The sequence below is a fragment of the Vibrio sp. V33_P6A3T137 genome (genome assembly GCF_009904835.1).
In the GTDB taxonomy this organism is placed as follows: Bacteria; Pseudomonadota; Gammaproteobacteria; order Enterobacterales; family Vibrionaceae; genus Vibrio; species Vibrio metschnikovii.
Genome location: NZ_WXWK01000035.1, coordinates 41,742 through 57,663 on the forward strand (window position 1 = coordinate 41,742; position 15,922 = coordinate 57,663).

Genomic DNA, 15,922 nt, shown 5'->3' on the forward strand with positions numbered 1-15,922 from the left:
AAACCCCAATAACGATCTAAACGTAAGCTGGCTTTGCATCATCCGATTAATGCTCAACATCTGCCGCTTGCTGAGCCGCAAGTCTGGGTCCTTGAATGACTAAACTGGCCAATAACCGGACTTGCTCAGCTAACTCTTCATGCCATTGTGGCCAAATACGCGCAATATAAACATTACTGCCTTCACCACGAGTCATATAGCCATCATGAAAAGTCTCCGCCATTTTTTTCAGTGATTTTTCGCGATCATCGACCCACTTTCCACGGCTAAACCCCGCTTCAATACTGGCTAATGCGGTATTAGGAAAATACGCCAACGGTTCGGTCATGCCTTGATAAAATAAACGCACTAACTCCGTCAGTAATGCCTTGGCGTGATCGGCATCCGCGATGGGGGGATAAACCCAATGCTGCACGCCTTGTTTGCGATCGTAACCAATCACATGAGTCGGTTTATTGATTCCCATTGCAGCAAGAGCAAGATGATCGATCCACGCCGCGAGATAATGCTGAGCACGAATCGCACCACTGCGATAACGCATTAATCCAGCTTGATAATTCTTAGTCAGCCAGCCAGTCAGTTGAACCGATTTGCCCTCACCGAATAAATCAAAACGCAGATTGATCTCTTGATCATCAAGTGGTGAGTGACATAAGAAACCGATTTTCTCCGCTAGCGCTTGAGCTTGAGCACGATTAGTCTCAAATTCTAGCTCGCCAAAGGCACCGATCGGTAATTTACCCTGCGCCCGCTGCTCAACCAATAAACGTTCGATCGCATGTTCAGAATTCGGCTGCTCAAGAAAAACATCAAGGAGTTGATCGCGTAATTGATAACTCTCTAGCCCATCCAAAGTAAAAGGCTCTGCATCTTCCATCACTGGCTGCGGCGCTTCAAAGGTGACTTTCAGTCGGCGATTAAAAAAGTATTGCACTGGCAAACGCCAAAAACGTTGTAGCTCTACAAGCTCTAAATTCAGAGGATATGTTGCCTCAATTAAGTAATCACTGAGCGCACGATTAAATTCACCACGGGATTGTCCCTGACGATTAGCCGCAGGTAGCCACTCTTTAGCGTAACTGCCGGGTTGGGTCAAAAATGCGTCTGGACTGAACGGGACCATGGCATGAGTTGTGGTTAACGCATCAACCAATCGTTCCGCCGACCGATCACTGCTCAACGATTGATCGCCCTGCAAGCAGTAATTTTGTTGGCAATACTCCATTAACTCTGCGACTAAAACTGAAGGGACACGTTCAGTATTGTCTTGAATCGAACGACCAACGTAACTGATGTACAACGTTTTTTGTGCCGAGAGCAACGCCTCTAAAAATAGGTAGCGATCATCATCTCTCCGCGAGCGATCCCCCGCTCGGGGACGTCCATTGATTAAATCAAAACCATCTTTCGGCATGGTTCGCGGATACACGCCATCGTTCATGCCCAATAAACACACCGTTTTAAAGGGGATCGATCGCATCGGCATTAAGGTACAAAAGTTCACTTGTCCTGCCAAAAAGCGCTGGCTGACTCGTGTACCTAATAATTTGTTGCGTAGATACTGGATGATGATACTCGGTGCCAGTGCTTGATCGTATTTAGCATCCGCCAGTTGTTGTTTTAATTGCGCTAAGGTATCGCGAATCGATTTCAGCGCCAGCTCACCTTGCAGATCAACCACAAAAAAGTCATCCAGTAGCTCCCCTAACAGCGCTCGCCACTGTTCAATACTCTGAGTGTTGGCGAGCCGCTCACGGTAATCACTCACTCGCTGAATAAAATGCGCCAATTTGCCCGCCAGCTCCGCATTCAATCCTTGCACTTCATTGTAAGGCGCTAAAGCCAGTTCGCCTTGCTCAAATAAGCCCGCAGAGGGCGGCATGGCATAACCGAGTAACATCCGCTCAACGCCAAATTGCCAAGTATTTTGTTCGGTTGGCGGCAGTTCAAATTGATCTGCCGTACGAGCATTTAGCCCCCAGCGAATCCCAGACGCTTCCACCCATAATTTTGCTTGCGCGAACTCTTGCTCATTAAGCGCGAACTTAGCCATCATCGCTGGCGTTTCGAGTAATTCCAGTAACTCTGAGGCTAAGCAACGTGATTCTGGCAAACTAACCAAATGCATAAATGCACTTAAGATAGGACTTTCTTGATCGGCTGTGCGATCTGAAATGGCGTAAGGGATATAACGCTCACCAGGCGCATTGCCAAATACGGCGCTAATCGCTGGGCTATAAGCATTGATATCTGCCACCATGACAATAATGTCACGCGGTTTTAAATCTGGATCAGCATCAAACATGGCCAGCAGTTGATCGTGCAAGACTTCCACTTCTCGCATTGGACTATGGCAGACATGAAGCGAGAGAGAAAAATCATCAACCTCGATGATCTGTTTGTGCAGGCTATTATCAAGTTGCTGATCATCTTGATGTTCTTCTAAATGCAAAATATCCGCTTGCAGGTGATGCAGTAAACTATCCCGAGCAGGGGCCATAAACAGCTCCAGCTCTTCGCAATCCAATAGCGACAGCAAATAGAGATTATCACGGCCCAATTTGCCCATAGAGGCTAATAAACCATTGCCGACCGAAGCTTCGTTATGCTGCTCATCAACAAGATTCGCTTCAATGCCTCCTTTCAGTGGCGATCGCTGACTTTCAACGTGGATTGCATTGGCTTGTAACGCTAAAGTTTTACGCTGTCGACTGTCCAGCTTAGCGAGGGTTTTTCGATCGCGAATATCCCCCCAATAGTGCTGACAAGGGTTGGTAAACATTAGGTGGACATCTATCTGCTCACCTAATGCCTTTAGTGCATCAAGATAACGGGGAGGAAGAGAGGCAATACCAAAAATAAATAACCGCTTGGGTAACAGACGGGTATCTAATGCCCCCTCTGCCAATTGCTCAATAAAGCTTTGATACAGATTGCCACGATGATAATGGGACTGACCTTGATAGACAGTGTCTTGATATAAGGCTTGCCACAATATTGGCTGCCAAGGATGCTCGTCATCGAGTTCTTTAACGACCTCCCCCGCTTCCCACTGAGCGATCCAATCCGGACGATACACCAAATAACCATCAAAAATATCGGCAATTTTCTCTGCCAATTGGTATAGCTTAGAGTGATCGTCGTCTCGCTCAAGATAGCGTTGCAGGGCAGTGAATTGTGGATGAGTGAGTAGGTTTGGCAGCAGACGCATTAACTTCCACGTCATTGCTTCTTTATTAAATGCACTGCGCTGTGGTACCTCAGGCAAGACTTGGGTAAACATCTCCCAAATAAAACTGGCCGGTAATGGAAACTCAAGATTCGCAGCCACTCCCAGCTCTTTGGCTAACGCCATCTTTAGCCATTGCGACATGCCCGAGCTTTGTACCAAGATTTTTTCTTTGTCAAACGGGTGCACTAACGGGTCGTTTTTGATCAACTGCACTAACAGCGTTTTGAGGATTTCAACGTTATTCGAATGATAAACGGTAAACACAATGCACTCACACTACTCTGCCCTTAATAAGGGTTGAGAGTAGCATAAGTGCCGTTAACTGGATAATTTTCCTCGGGTCTGTTAACCCTAATGCATGACGATTATCCCGCCTGACCAGCCAATGAACGAGCTGGAAAATAGAACATCAGATAACGCAGCGCTACGTATCCAACCACCACGGTCGCCACAATCAGTTCAAAGCTGGCAAGCGCATGTATCTGCTGTACATAGTGAGGATCGATATTTACGCTTTCCATCCAATGAGCCGTTTTAAACAGCGCCGTGGCACCAATCACCATTGGAAAGGTAAACGCGGCATAACCGGGGCTAAAAGGTAAACGCAGTAATTGAGTGAACGCGAGGTAAATAATCGCCGTCATCAACACCGCAATACCAAACAGTAAAGCAATGATCACAGGGGAAGGCTCAGCGGTAACCGTTAAATAACCCGCCAAAGAGAGACTCGCTGGCGCTGCCAAGATCGCTAAGGTGGGTTTAGCCGCATCTGGCACTTGATGGGTAAACATAAAACGATAAATCATCATCGGTAGCATCACCGCGTAAGCCAACATACCAAAGATTAAGGTTGCATGAGCAATCGGAGCCAATAGCGGGTTACCAGAAAATGACACGTCAGCCACAATGATCCCCACGGGTGGCACGAACCAACTCGGCACCATATGATGCAGTTCAAACGCTTTAGCACGATGATAAACAAAGCTCACCAAGAAAATGACATGCAGCAACACTGCCAGTAACCACAGTCCATCACCGAAAAATGGTGAAAATTGGCCCACCGAATGAGACACCACCATACACGCCATCGCAAAAGTCGGCACGACGCTGCCCACCACTGGGTGCGCCAAATCTTGGCGGAGTAAATGATTATGCAAAAGAAACTTAAACGCTAAAACAATCAATAACACACTGGCTAGCGCAGCGCCAAGCCACTGACCGTAGCCTTGTAAATTGGCAAGGTTTTCCCAGCTCCAACCTAAACTGGCAATACCTAATGCCAATCCTGCCATGGGAGTGGGCGCTCCCATCACTTTTGTTTTTGCTGCTTGAATCATACTCACCTCAACACGGCTTATTATCGCAATACGCGCATGATACCCTTGCTTAATGTTTGAATATATCTGATTATTTATAACCTACGTTCGATAAAACTAAACAACCTATGGCCAGCCCGATTTCGCTCAAACAACTCAATGTGTTTATGACCATCACCCAACACAAAACGCTAACCGAAGCCGCAGACGCTCTGTTTCTCTCTAAAGCAGCGGTGAGTTCAGCTTTAGCGGAATTGGAGAAACACTTAGGACATGCGCTGTTTGATCGAGTCAACAACCGGTTAATCCTTAATCAAGAAGGACAAAAACTATTGCCTTTGGCCGATGAATTGCTGGGACGCGCCAAAGATCTGCATCATCTGTTTGATCAGCAAAATACCCTCTCTGGGCAATTACGGATTGGAGCCAGTGACACGATTGGCAACCAGTTAGCGCCTTATTTAATTAGCGTCTTTCGCTCCCAATACGATCATCATGCACAAAGCCTATTTATTTCTAATTCAGCACTGATTTGTCAAAAACTGGTCGATTATGAGTTAGACGTTGCTTTAATCGAGGGCAAGACCCTGCATCCCCAATTGATTTCGCGTCAATTTGGTCAAGATGAAATGTGTATTATCTGCGCCCCTGATCATCCGCTCGCCAAAAAATCAACGTTAACGCTCAGCGATTTTGAACAGAGCCAGTGGGTGCTAAGAGAGGCCGGTTCTGGTTCTCGAGAATTTTTTATGCGCGTCGTTGCGCCGCGTATTGAGCAATGGCAAGAGAGTTTCGAGCTCAATACCACCGAAGCATTGATTAACAGTGTCTCAGCTGGATTAGGCCTCGGTTGTTTGTCACAGCTGGCGGCCCACTGCGCGTTACAAGATGGGCGAGTCAAGCAACTGACTGTCCCTCTCGATATGCAACGGCGTTTTTGGGTGTTGGTGCATAAAGAAAAGTACCAAAGTCCGCTGTTGAAAAGCTTTATCGCCTTTTGTCATCAATCCAATGCCTAGCCTCTCAGTTTGATGGCTTCATCTAGACTTTATTGAATAAAAACTGTATAAAAAGCCAGTAATTATTTAGCACAACATAGAGGATGAACCATGGCCGTCATCGTTAAGTACGTGGTGGAGCGCAACGGAGAAGAGAAAATGACTTTTACCTCGAAAGCCGAAGCTGATGCTTATGACAAAATGCTCGATATGGCAGATGAGCTGTTCGAATTATTAGGTAAAAGCGCTCTGATTGAAGATGAAAGTAAACAAGAAGAGTTAGCGCTGTTCTTGGCACAGAACAAAGAAGACGTGCTGGTCGCGCTCGGTGCCAAGCGCAAGCCTACGCCACCGAAAAAACCGAAAGCGGTCGAGAGTGATGACTCTGTCGACGATGCTGCTTAACTGACTCTGACCGCTGCCTAGCAGCGGTTTTTTATCCTAGAAAGGATATCTATCGCTAAAAAGACAGACGATATCGTTCGATGGACGGATAACGTATTGCACCTTTCCTCTGAATAAAACTCTCTTTAAGATAACGATCATCTTACGGTCATTGACCACGAAATTGACACCACCAAAATGGAGAACTCATAATGGCGAATTTTGCCCTAGGCTTTGGTACGGCCACACTCAATCGTGACGGAAAAATCATTGAGGCATTTTTCCCTCATCCAGTTCTAAATCCAAGTGATGATTTAATCAAAGTATTGGCTGATATTTGCAATTATCAATCGGGTAATCAAGTAGTTGAGATCTTACCAGAGCAATGCGGTCAACTGGCTCATGCCTTTGCGACTCATGCTCAAGCAGACAATGCCGCTTTTGCCAGCAAAGCCGCGCTGTCTACTCAACCACTGATTTTGGTGGTGCTCGCTACCGATCAACAACCAAGCTCAATCGCTGAAGGCTTTTTAAAACTACAGCTTATCTCTCATCGTCTCGTGCAACCACACGGCACAGTACTGGATGGCATTTTTGGTCTATTGCATAACATTGCTTGGACCAATGAGGGTCCGATTGATTTACCAGAGCTTGCCGAGCGTCAAATCGAAGCTCGCCTTGCCGGACGTCAATTGAGCGTCGATTGTGTCGATAAGTTTCCGAAAATGGTCGATTACATTGTCCCAACCGGTGTACGTATTGCTGATACCGCTCGCGTTCGTCTTGGCGCACATGTTGGCGAAGGGACGACTGTCATGCATGAAGGTTTTATCAACTTTAATGCGGGTACCACAGGGGTTAGCATGGTGGAAGGACGAATTTCCGCTGGGGTTGTTGTAGGTAATGGCTCTGATATTGGTGGCGGTGCGTCAATCATGGGCACCTTATCTGGCGGCGGCAAAGTGGTGGTTTCGATTGGGGAGAACTCACTACTTGGCGCCAACGCCGGTCTTGGTTTCCCCCTTGGCGATCGCTGCACGGTAGAATCCGGTCTGTACGTGACTGCTGGCACCAAAGTGCGCATGCTCGATAACCAAGGTCAAGAAGTTGAGATCATCAAAGCACGCGAACTCGCTGGTGTCTCTGACCTGTTATTCCGCCGCAATTCGATCACCGGTCAAATCGAGTGTTTAGCCAATAAATCAGCGGTTGAGCTAAACAGTGAGTTGCATAGCAATAACTAAGTCTCATCCAATGAGTTCAACGGCTTAACCCGTTCGATTATCCAAACAAAGGCTAGCGTCAGCTAGCCTTTGTTATTGCACTATTGTTCGCTGATGAACCGAATTAACGGGCAATATTGGCTGGGCTAATCACCACACAAGCGGTTTGCTTTTGCTTACCAAAACCGATGATCTGAGATAGGGCTTTTTTACCAACCGGAACATACGCCGAAGCCATCGCATGCTGTTCAGATTCCGCGTGAGGATCGTGGAAAAAGAAAAACTTTTCACTCATGCCACTTAAAATGATCCAGTGAGGTTCTTTTTTGCCATCAAACCGATAGGTGCTAATCAACAATAGTACGCAAGCCCCTTGCGTCACCCACGCTTCAAGTTGATCCTGAGTTGGTGGAGCATCAATCATCGCCACATCTTGATGAGCCAGTTGCTCACAAAAATCCAGATGCACTAACTCAATCACCTGTTTTTTATTGAGGTCTCGGACACTATCAATGAAAGGGGTACTTTGTGATTGGCTCCATAACTCGACATGAAAACCTCGTTTCGCTGCTGCTAACGCTAAGCCTTGGCCACTACAGCCACCGTGTCCCGCCGCCATGAAAATCGTCGTCGCTTCTCGCCATAACTGAAGCTCTTGGGTGCGACTCAGTTCAAAAGAGGGTCGTAAACAAGAGAAACTCATCAATAAGCAAGCGGCACCACAGGTGAAGGGTGTGGTTTGCACATAAAGGGGCATCGGTAGCAAAATTTTAGGTCCATGAGGAGTCAAACGTTTTTGCATCCGACGACCATCACATAAATCGTCGTAATAATGGATCAAACACTTCAAAGTGCGATAACCCATTTTTTCATATAATTTTATTGCTGCTATATTGTCTTCACGAACTTCTAGCCGTAATGTAGTGAAACCTTGATCAAGAGCAGCACGCTCGCATTGTTCAACTAACGTTTGAGCAATCCTCCGTCCTCTGAAATCAGGTTTAACGGCAATCGAATACAACCTTGAGAGCTGTGTACCTTGATGAAATAGTAGCAATGCATATCCAGCTAACTCCGTACCGGAATCGGCGACAAAAATCACCGAATGGCTAGAATGTAAAAAACGCTTCATTTGACGAGGAGAAATTTTATCTCCATCAAACAGCTGTTGTTCTAACGCATTAAGCGCAGCGAGATCAGTACTTTTCGCAAGACGAAAGTCCATACGACGTCCTTACAGGATGAAAAGAGTGGTTGGCAAGATTGTGACTCAATAATAGACCTATTGATTTAGGAAGAATATAGCGATGGCAAACCTTTTAATCGTGACCGATCAGGCCAGTGACTGGCAACAGTATTTCCCTTCAGAACAAGTCGTCAGCGTTGATCAATATTTAGATGCTGACTGGAAAGCTTCACAGCGCAGCGTACAGGTGGTGAACCTTTGTCGCGATTATGATTACATGAGTACGGGATATTACTGCTCTCTGTTAGCTGAAGCCCGTGGACATCGAGTGATCCCACGTGTAATGGCAATTAACGATATTAACCAGCCGTTTTTACTGTCCTCTGGACTCTTAAAACTTAACAAGCTGTGCAAAAACATCGACTCTATCCACTGTAAAATCTACTTTGGACGCACACCAGAATCTGGTCTAGAAAAACTGGCTCAGCGCCTGTTCGAACAGTTTATGGTGCCAGTGATTGAACTGAAAATGACCAAAATTCAGGGACAATGGCAAATTCACAGTATTGCACCATTCCCTTTTCAAGATCTGCAAGACAGTGAGCAAGATTTCTTCATTGAGTCATTAGAGCTGTTCTCAAGTAAAATCTGGCGCAGACCGAAACAGGAGAAGAAGTATCGCTACGATATCGCGATGTTGGTCGATGAAGAGGAAAAAATGCCGCCTTCCGATCCTTCTGCATTGAAGCGTTTTCGCCGCGCCGCCAATCGCTTAGGTATGAACTTAGAATTGATCTCCCCTGATGATTTGTCGCGTTTGGGCGAGTTTGATGGCCTATTCATTCGCGCCACCACTAATATTAGCAACTACACCTATCGCTTTGCGAAAACAGCGGAAAAAATGGGCCTGATCGTGATGGATGATTCAGAATCGATCATGAAATGTACCAATAAGGTATTTTTGACCGAGTTACTGCAACGTAATAAAGTTCCTGCGCCTAAGAGTGTTATCGTACAAGGGTTTGATAACGATTGGAAAAGCTACTTGATGGGACAACTGGATTTCCCTATGGTGCTGAAAATCCCCGATGGCGCTTTTTCTCGTGGGGTAGTCAAGGTTCGTAATGAACAAGAGCTTGAAAAAGAAGCCAATGCGTTATTTAGCAAAAGCGCGCTGATCCTAGCTCAAGCTTTTATGCCGACTGATTTTGATTGGCGAATTGGCGTCATGAACCGCCAAGCGATTTATGCCTGTAAATACATGATGAGTCGTGGACACTGGCAAATTTATCAGCACCACAGCAGTGGCCGAGTCTCATCGGGTGGGTTTGAAACCTTCGATTTAAAGCAGGTGCCTAAATCGGTGGTGGATGTGGCGGTAAAAGCGGCAAACTTGATCGGTAGTGGTCTGTATGGCGTCGATCTTAAAGAGATCGATGGACAGGTTTATGTGATTGAAGTCAATGATAACCCGAGCATTGATCATCAAGTTGAAGATGCGATTCTCGGCGATCTGCTCTACGATCGTATCATGACAGAATTCTTACGCCGTATTCAGATGCGTGGTTTTTAGTTTATTCTGATTCGATGAACACTTTTCCCCAAGTGATGTTGATAACTCATCACTTGGGTTTATTTTATCAAGGACAAGGATTCTCAATGGATTTTCTTCTCGATCATTGGTCTTTTGCCACGACTCCTACGATACAACTCTCTCTGCATCCCCAAAAAATTGAAGCGGACCACTGGTACCACTGCCAACGAGATAAAGCTGGGTTGCGTGAATGGCTAATCGATAATGCCATTCCTCTTTCTATCGTCGATAGTTTACTCGCCGAAGATACTCGACCTCTATTTGAACAGTACGACGAACAGCATTTTCTGCTGATTCTACGAGGGGTTAACCTGAATGATAATGCCGACCCTTCTGATATGCTCAGTGTGCGTATTCTTTATTATCATGGCGCCTTGATTACCAGCCGTAAGATATCTTCAAAAACCATTAATTTAATTAGCCAAGCACTACAAAAAGGCAATGGACCGAAAAGTCTTGCTGATGTGTTGGTCACTATTATTGATGGCTTAAGCAAAAACATTGATGACTATCTTGATAGCGTCGAAGAGAAAATCACTCGATTCGAAAGTGAGACCGAATTAAGCGATCCCTTAATCCAAACCCATAAAGCACTGTTAAAAATCAAACGCTTTATTAAACCTCAGCAATACGCGCTTGAGGATTATCAAAACTCCAATCTATTGATGGCAAATCATAAGCAATTAAACTTACGACATAGCGTAAATACCATTACTCGGATTAATGAAACCTTAGATTTTTTCCTGAGTGAGTTGGATATTATTAAAGGGGAATTGCGTCAGTATCACGCTGAAAAAATGAACCAAAATACCTATTTATTTTCAGTCATCGCTGCAATTTTTCTACCTGCCAGTTTTTTAACGGGCCTGCTGGGTGTCAATGTAGGAGGTATACCAGGTACTGACTCTCCTATCGCTTTTGGGGTCTTTTGTGCTGGTCTGCTTGCTATTTTTGTGATGGAATTTTGGATATTGCGCCGTTTGCGTTTTTTAACCAATTAAATGGGGACTCACTATGTATATTTTCGGTTACGGAAGCTTAATGAACTCAGCTTCGCGTCAACTGACAGGCCAAACCGGACAAGCGATTCCAGCGATTGTTCATGGTTTAGTGCGTTATTGGGGAAAAGTGGATGATAGCTATCTGATTTCACCTTTAGTGGTTAACCCGGGACAAGGCCAAGTGAATGGCGTACTGCTCGAAATCGATGAGGCTGGATTGGCTGAATTTGATCGCCGAGAACGTGGATATCAACGTATCGCACTTTCTCATCAACACATAGACTGTCAGCATCCTCTTAAAACCGATCAAGCGATTTGGGTCTATGTCACCGAACAATATCAGCCCCCTTGTCCACGCAGTCCGATTGTCCAAACTTACGTTGATACCGTGCTCGCCGGGTGTTTGGAAGTTTCTGAGGCGTTTGCTCGCCATTTTGTCGAACATACCTTAGGCTGGCAAGCACCATGGGAAAATGATCGGTCCATGCCTAAATATGGCAACTTAGCCGGTGTCAACGCCACTGACCTTGAACACATCGATCAACTGATTGCTCAGGTTCGTTAAATATTCAATTCGCGCTTGGGACGATGAACAAAATGTGGGAAATATTCATACGCTTTTTTACGCTCGGTTGGATAAGTTTTGGCGGCCCAGCGGCGCATATTGGCTACTTTCGACACACGTTTGTTGAAAAATTGAAGTGGATGAGCGATCAACAATATGGACAGATCGTCGCTTTAAGTCAGTTTTTACCCGGCCCAGGTTCAAGTCAAGTTGGCTTCGCGATCGGCTATCAGAGAGGCGGATTACTGGGCGCTGGTTTAGCCTTTATTGGCTTTACTCTCCCTTCGATCATACTAATGGTATTACTCGCCACTTTCAGCCGCTATTGGCTTGATACCTCCCAATATGCACTACTGATCCATGGATTAAAACTGCTCGCTGTCGTGGTCGTTGCCGAGGCAACATGGGGGATGTATCAAAACTTTTGCCGAACAAAAACCACCGCCAGCTTAGGTCTGTTTAGTGCGGTCATTTTGTTGTGTTTTCCCGGTATCTTAGCGCAAATCTTGGTCATAATCCTTGCTGCCATCATCGGCATGAAGTGGCTAAAAAATCCGTTTGCCACGACAAGTCTCATTCCATTTCGACCAACGTGGTGGCCTTTAGTTTTATTTGTAGCGATTTTATTTGGCCTACCATGGCTAGTCAGCTCCAGTGCGAGTTTAATGTTATTTGAACAATTTTTTTATGCTGGTAGCTTAGTATTTGGTGGTGGCCATGTCGTCATGCCTCTGTTGCAAAATTTGTTAGCCGATCAAATAAGCAGCGATACTTTCCTTACTGGCTATGCTGCCGCTCAAGCGGTGCCGGGGCCAATGTTTACACTAGCAACGTATCTGGGTTACTACTTGCTACCCGCATCGCCGATCACCGGAGCCATCATCGCTACCATCGGCGTCTTTTTACCGGGATTTTTACTGCTTTTAGGCGTACTCAAACACTGGCAAAATCTTGCTAATATTCCCTCCGTTTCAGGTGCTCTCACCGGAGTCAACGCATCTGTAGTCGGATTATTACTCGCTGCTCTTTATCAACCAGTGTTTATCAGTGCAGTATTCAACGCTTGGGATGTTGCTTTACTACTGATCGGTTTATGGTTACTTAAAATTATGAAGTGGCCCATTCTTGGTTTAGTCATGTTCTATTTGTTAACGGCACTTATTCGTGGCGTTTTGTAACAAAAAGAAGTGATTTTTTGCTGATCAAACACGGTGAATTCCAGCGAATCGCCTAGACTTACTAAAGGCGATGACTATTCCACCGCAAGGGGGGCAAATGAACACGTACCATGAAGGAGAAAAACCCAGCTTCTTTGCTAAAGTGGGCACACTAAACCATCAGTTAACCGATATCCATCAACGGATGCTAACGGTAGAGCCGAATATCGCCCGTATCTCCTTCGCTTTATACGATGAAGAAAGTACCGAGTTAAAAACTTATGCTCACAGCGATAATCAAGGTTTTGAACTGCTTCATTACTCGGTGCCCCTCGATAATCTACCGATTTTAAAAGCGTGTGCACAATCTGCTGAAGTTCGCTATATCAATGATATTTCAATTGAAGTTAATCATACCACTCCGCATAGCCAATGGTTATTTGAACAAGGTTTTCAATCCTCAATGACCTTACCGGTTTACCATGATCAAACGTTCATTGGTTTTATTTTTTTAAATTCAAAACAAAAAAATACCTTTAGCCCAGAAAAATACGCACAACTCAAATCGTATATTGATATCGTACGTTTTGTCGTCAGTTCAGAATACGATTTAGTCCAATCGCTGCTCAATGCAACCAAAGCCATTAACGCTAAATCACCTGAACACTGGTTAGATTCAAAAGAACACAAAGAACGAATTAGTCGTTATGCGCGTGTCATAGCTCTAGAAGTAGCAGCGGTCTACCAATTGGATGATGAGGTAATAGAGAATATCAGCCAGTTTTCTAAATGCCATGATATTGGCAAACTGGCCATTCCGGCAGAATTACTGAATAAACCTTGTTCACTCGGTCAAGATGAAAGACAGCAACTCAATCAACACATCGAAAAAGGTATTGAGATCATCAACGATATTATTGATGACATTGGCTCACCAGAACATCCAAGTATCGCCGTACTCAAAGAGATTGTTGCCTACCACCATGAATTTCTTGATGGCAGTGGTTATCCTTATGGCTTAACCCAAGAAGCCATTCCTATCTCCGCTCGTATTATTGCTGTCGCAAATATTTTCGATGCACTAACGAGCCATCGCCCCTACAAACAAGCTTGGTCTGTTCCATTTGCCTTGTTGGAACTAGAAAAAATGGTCGTATCCGGTAAGCTAGATAAACACTGCGTTAACGCGCTGCGTTATCATCAGGATTATTTAAAGCGGGTTAGCGAGACTTATCCAGAACTCGATCCGAAAGATAGAGAACCCCCAGCGTCTTAATTTGAGTAATTTTTGTGAGGTATCACTCTGTTGTCATTAACAAATGTGAGTTAATTAACCTTCATCACTCCTATAGCCATGCTACTATTTACAAAATTTTAACATAAATAGAATAGCCATTGCCTCATACATGGAGTTAAAGAATGAATCCGTTAACAAATCTAAGTCAAACTAAGTGCGCTCTCCCACCCCCTAATGAAATGATCTTAACTTGGGCGCAAACTCGCCCCAACGACGTTTACTTGAAACAAATCATTAATCGACAATTTGTTGAATACACCTTCGCTCAAGTCGCTGATCAAGCACTACGTCTCGTTTCAGCACTACGCGCCTTAGGGGCTGAACCTGGTGATAAAGTGGCGCTTATATCAAAAAACTGCGCCGAGTGGTTCATATGTGATTTAGCAATCATGCTCGGTGACTATGTCAGTGTGCCCATTTTCCCTACTGCCGGCGCTGACACCATTGAATATTGTGCGAGTCATAGTGAAAGTAAAATAATCATTGTCGGTAAATTAGACGACAGTAAAGCCACCGCCCAAGTTTTAGCTAAAATGCCAGAGCTGATCAGTATCGCTCTACCTTACGCTTCAGCACCAGCGTGCCACCATCAATATCTAGACTTAATTGCTCAGTATCCCCCAAGTGAAGAACGGCCTGAACATTATGATGATAAACTGATGTCGATTGTTTATACCTCAGGAACCTCAGGCGTACCAAAAGGTGCCATGCTAACCTACGGTGCTTTTGCTTGGGCAGTACAACAATTGATTGCTCAAATCGGTATTCAAAAAGATGATCGCCTGTTTTCTTATTTGCCTCTCGCACACATCACCGAACGTGTTTACATTCTTGGCACGTCAATTCAAGGTGGTGTTTTAACCGCTTTTCCTGAGTCACTTGATACGTTTATTGAAGATGTGAAAATGCATCGCCCAACGTTGTTTATCTCAGTACCAAGGCTATGGACTTTGTTCCAACAGCGTATTCAAGACAAACTTCCGCAGAAAAAGCTGAATATTCTGCTCAAAATCCCTTTTATAAATAGCTTAATTAAACGCAAATTAGCGGATGGTTTAGGGTTAGATCAAGCACGAGTCCTTGGTTGTGGCTCAGCCCCAGTCTCTCCTGCCTTGTTAGAGTGGTACCACAGCCTTGGCTTAAATATTACTGAAGCATGGGGAATGACCGAATCATTTGCCTACAGTACGATCAATTACCCCTTCCGGGCCGATAAAATAGGAACGGTTGGCCATGCTGGACCAGGAGTTCGCTTAAAAATTACCGATGACGGTGAGATACTCGTTCATAGTAAAGGGGTATTTTCTGGGTACTACAAAAATGACATTGCTTCCAAAGACGCTTTTGATGCTCAAGGTTGGTTACACACTGGAGACTTAGGTTCAATTGACTCTGATGGTTATCTTACGATCCAAGGACGAATCAAAGATACGTTTAAAACAGCCAAGGGTAAGTTTGTTTCTCCCGTCCCGATTGAGAAAAAATTGTATGAATACAGCCGAGTAGAAATGCTGTGTTTAATTGGCTTAGGGTTGCCAGCGCCGATACTTTTGGTTGTGCCGCATAATTTCTCTGATTTTGATCGAGAGCGTTATGAACGCACGACGAAACGCGTTATCGAAAAAATGAATACTAAACTCGAATCTCATGAGCAGATAAAAGGCGTATTGATGATCAAAGATCCGTGGAGCATCGATAATGGTATTCTTACGCCAACACTAAAGATAAAACGTCATGTCTTAGAGCAAAAATATCATGACGTAGGCCAGAATTGGCCTAAAGACAAACTCGTGATTTGGGAAGAGTAATCTCACTAACTGTCCTTCTTTAGAACAGTGAAAAACGATGATCAAAGTAAAAACTTAGTGATCCATCTTACTACTGAAAACTTTGCCCCTATTATCATCAGTTAGGATTGGGGGTATTTTAGTTTTTCTCTTTTTCATCTTGTACAACATAAAACGCAGTA

12 protein-coding genes are annotated in these 15,922 nt (G+C 44.7%); 9 read left to right on the forward strand and 3 right to left on the reverse strand.

Annotation, left to right across the window (positions count from 1 at the left end):
* Positions 1 to 46: 46 nt before the first annotated feature.
* Together recC and CAG60_RS02765 are read right to left on the reverse strand one after the other, a co-directional pair.
* Entirely contained in the window at positions 47 to 3,496 is a 3,450-nt protein-coding gene (gene recC, locus CAG60_RS02760) for an exodeoxyribonuclease V subunit gamma (protein ID WP_161438226.1), read from the reverse strand.
* Positions 3,497 to 3,597: 101 nt separating this feature from the next.
* Complete coding sequence (locus CAG60_RS02765) at positions 3,598 to 4,569, reverse strand: TDT family transporter (protein WP_161438227.1); 972 nt, start codon at positions 4,567 to 4,569, stop codon at positions 3,598 to 3,600.
* Between the two features lie 107 nt (positions 4,570 to 4,676).
* On the opposite strand from CAG60_RS02765, the gene CAG60_RS02770 reads away from it, so the two are divergent.
* From CAG60_RS02770 to dapD, 3 genes are all read left to right on the forward strand, one after another.
* Positions 4,677 to 5,567, forward strand: coding sequence for a LysR family transcriptional regulator (locus CAG60_RS02770; protein ID WP_161438228.1), 891 nt, complete (start codon positions 4,677 to 4,679; stop codon positions 5,565 to 5,567).
* Positions 5,568 to 5,657: 90 nt separating this feature from the next.
* Complete coding sequence (locus tag CAG60_RS02775) at positions 5,658 to 5,951, forward strand: YebG family protein (protein WP_004395895.1); 294 nt, start codon at positions 5,658 to 5,660, stop codon at positions 5,949 to 5,951.
* Between the two features lie 191 nt (positions 5,952 to 6,142).
* Positions 6,143 to 7,174: a 2,3,4,5-tetrahydropyridine-2,6-dicarboxylate N-succinyltransferase gene (gene dapD / locus CAG60_RS02780; protein ID WP_161438229.1), complete on the forward strand. Its 1,032-nt coding sequence runs from the start codon at positions 6,143 to 6,145 to the stop codon at positions 7,172 to 7,174.
* A 103-nt stretch (positions 7,175 to 7,277) separates the two neighbouring features.
* Here dapD and CAG60_RS02785 read toward each other — a convergent pair whose 3' ends face one another.
* Entirely contained in the window at positions 7,278 to 8,378 is a 1,101-nt protein-coding gene (locus tag CAG60_RS02785) for a GNAT family N-acetyltransferase/peptidase C39 family protein (protein WP_161438230.1), read from the reverse strand.
* Positions 8,379 to 8,460: 82 nt separating this feature from the next.
* On the opposite strand from CAG60_RS02785, the gene CAG60_RS02790 reads away from it, so the two are divergent.
* From CAG60_RS02790 to CAG60_RS02815, 6 genes are all read left to right on the forward strand, one after another.
* Complete coding sequence (locus tag CAG60_RS02790; protein WP_161438231.1) at positions 8,461 to 9,912, forward strand: RimK family protein; 1,452 nt, start codon at positions 8,461 to 8,463, stop codon at positions 9,910 to 9,912.
* A gap of 86 nt (positions 9,913 to 9,998) precedes the next feature.
* The gene (locus CAG60_RS02795; protein ID WP_161438232.1) at positions 9,999 to 10,934 is read left to right on the forward strand and encodes a zinc transporter ZntB; all 936 of its coding nucleotides are present in this window, start codon (positions 9,999 to 10,001) and stop codon (positions 10,932 to 10,934) included.
* A gap of 13 nt (positions 10,935 to 10,947) precedes the next feature.
* On the forward strand, positions 10,948 to 11,499 hold the full coding sequence (locus CAG60_RS02800; protein ID WP_154169045.1) for a gamma-glutamylcyclotransferase family protein: 552 nt from the start codon (positions 10,948 to 10,950) through the stop codon (positions 11,497 to 11,499).
* Positions 11,500 to 11,531: 32 nt separating this feature from the next.
* Complete coding sequence (chrA, locus tag CAG60_RS02805) at positions 11,532 to 12,677, forward strand: chromate efflux transporter (protein ID WP_161438233.1); 1,146 nt, start codon at positions 11,532 to 11,534, stop codon at positions 12,675 to 12,677.
* Positions 12,678 to 12,774: 97 nt separating this feature from the next.
* A complete protein-coding gene (locus CAG60_RS02810; protein WP_161438234.1) occupies positions 12,775 to 13,932 on the forward strand; it encodes an HD domain-containing phosphohydrolase in 1,158 nt (385 codons plus the stop codon).
* A gap of 143 nt (positions 13,933 to 14,075) precedes the next feature.
* Entirely contained in the window at positions 14,076 to 15,761 is a 1,686-nt protein-coding gene (locus CAG60_RS02815) for an AMP-binding protein (protein ID WP_161438235.1), read from the forward strand.
* Positions 15,762 to 15,922 lie beyond the last annotated feature (161 nt).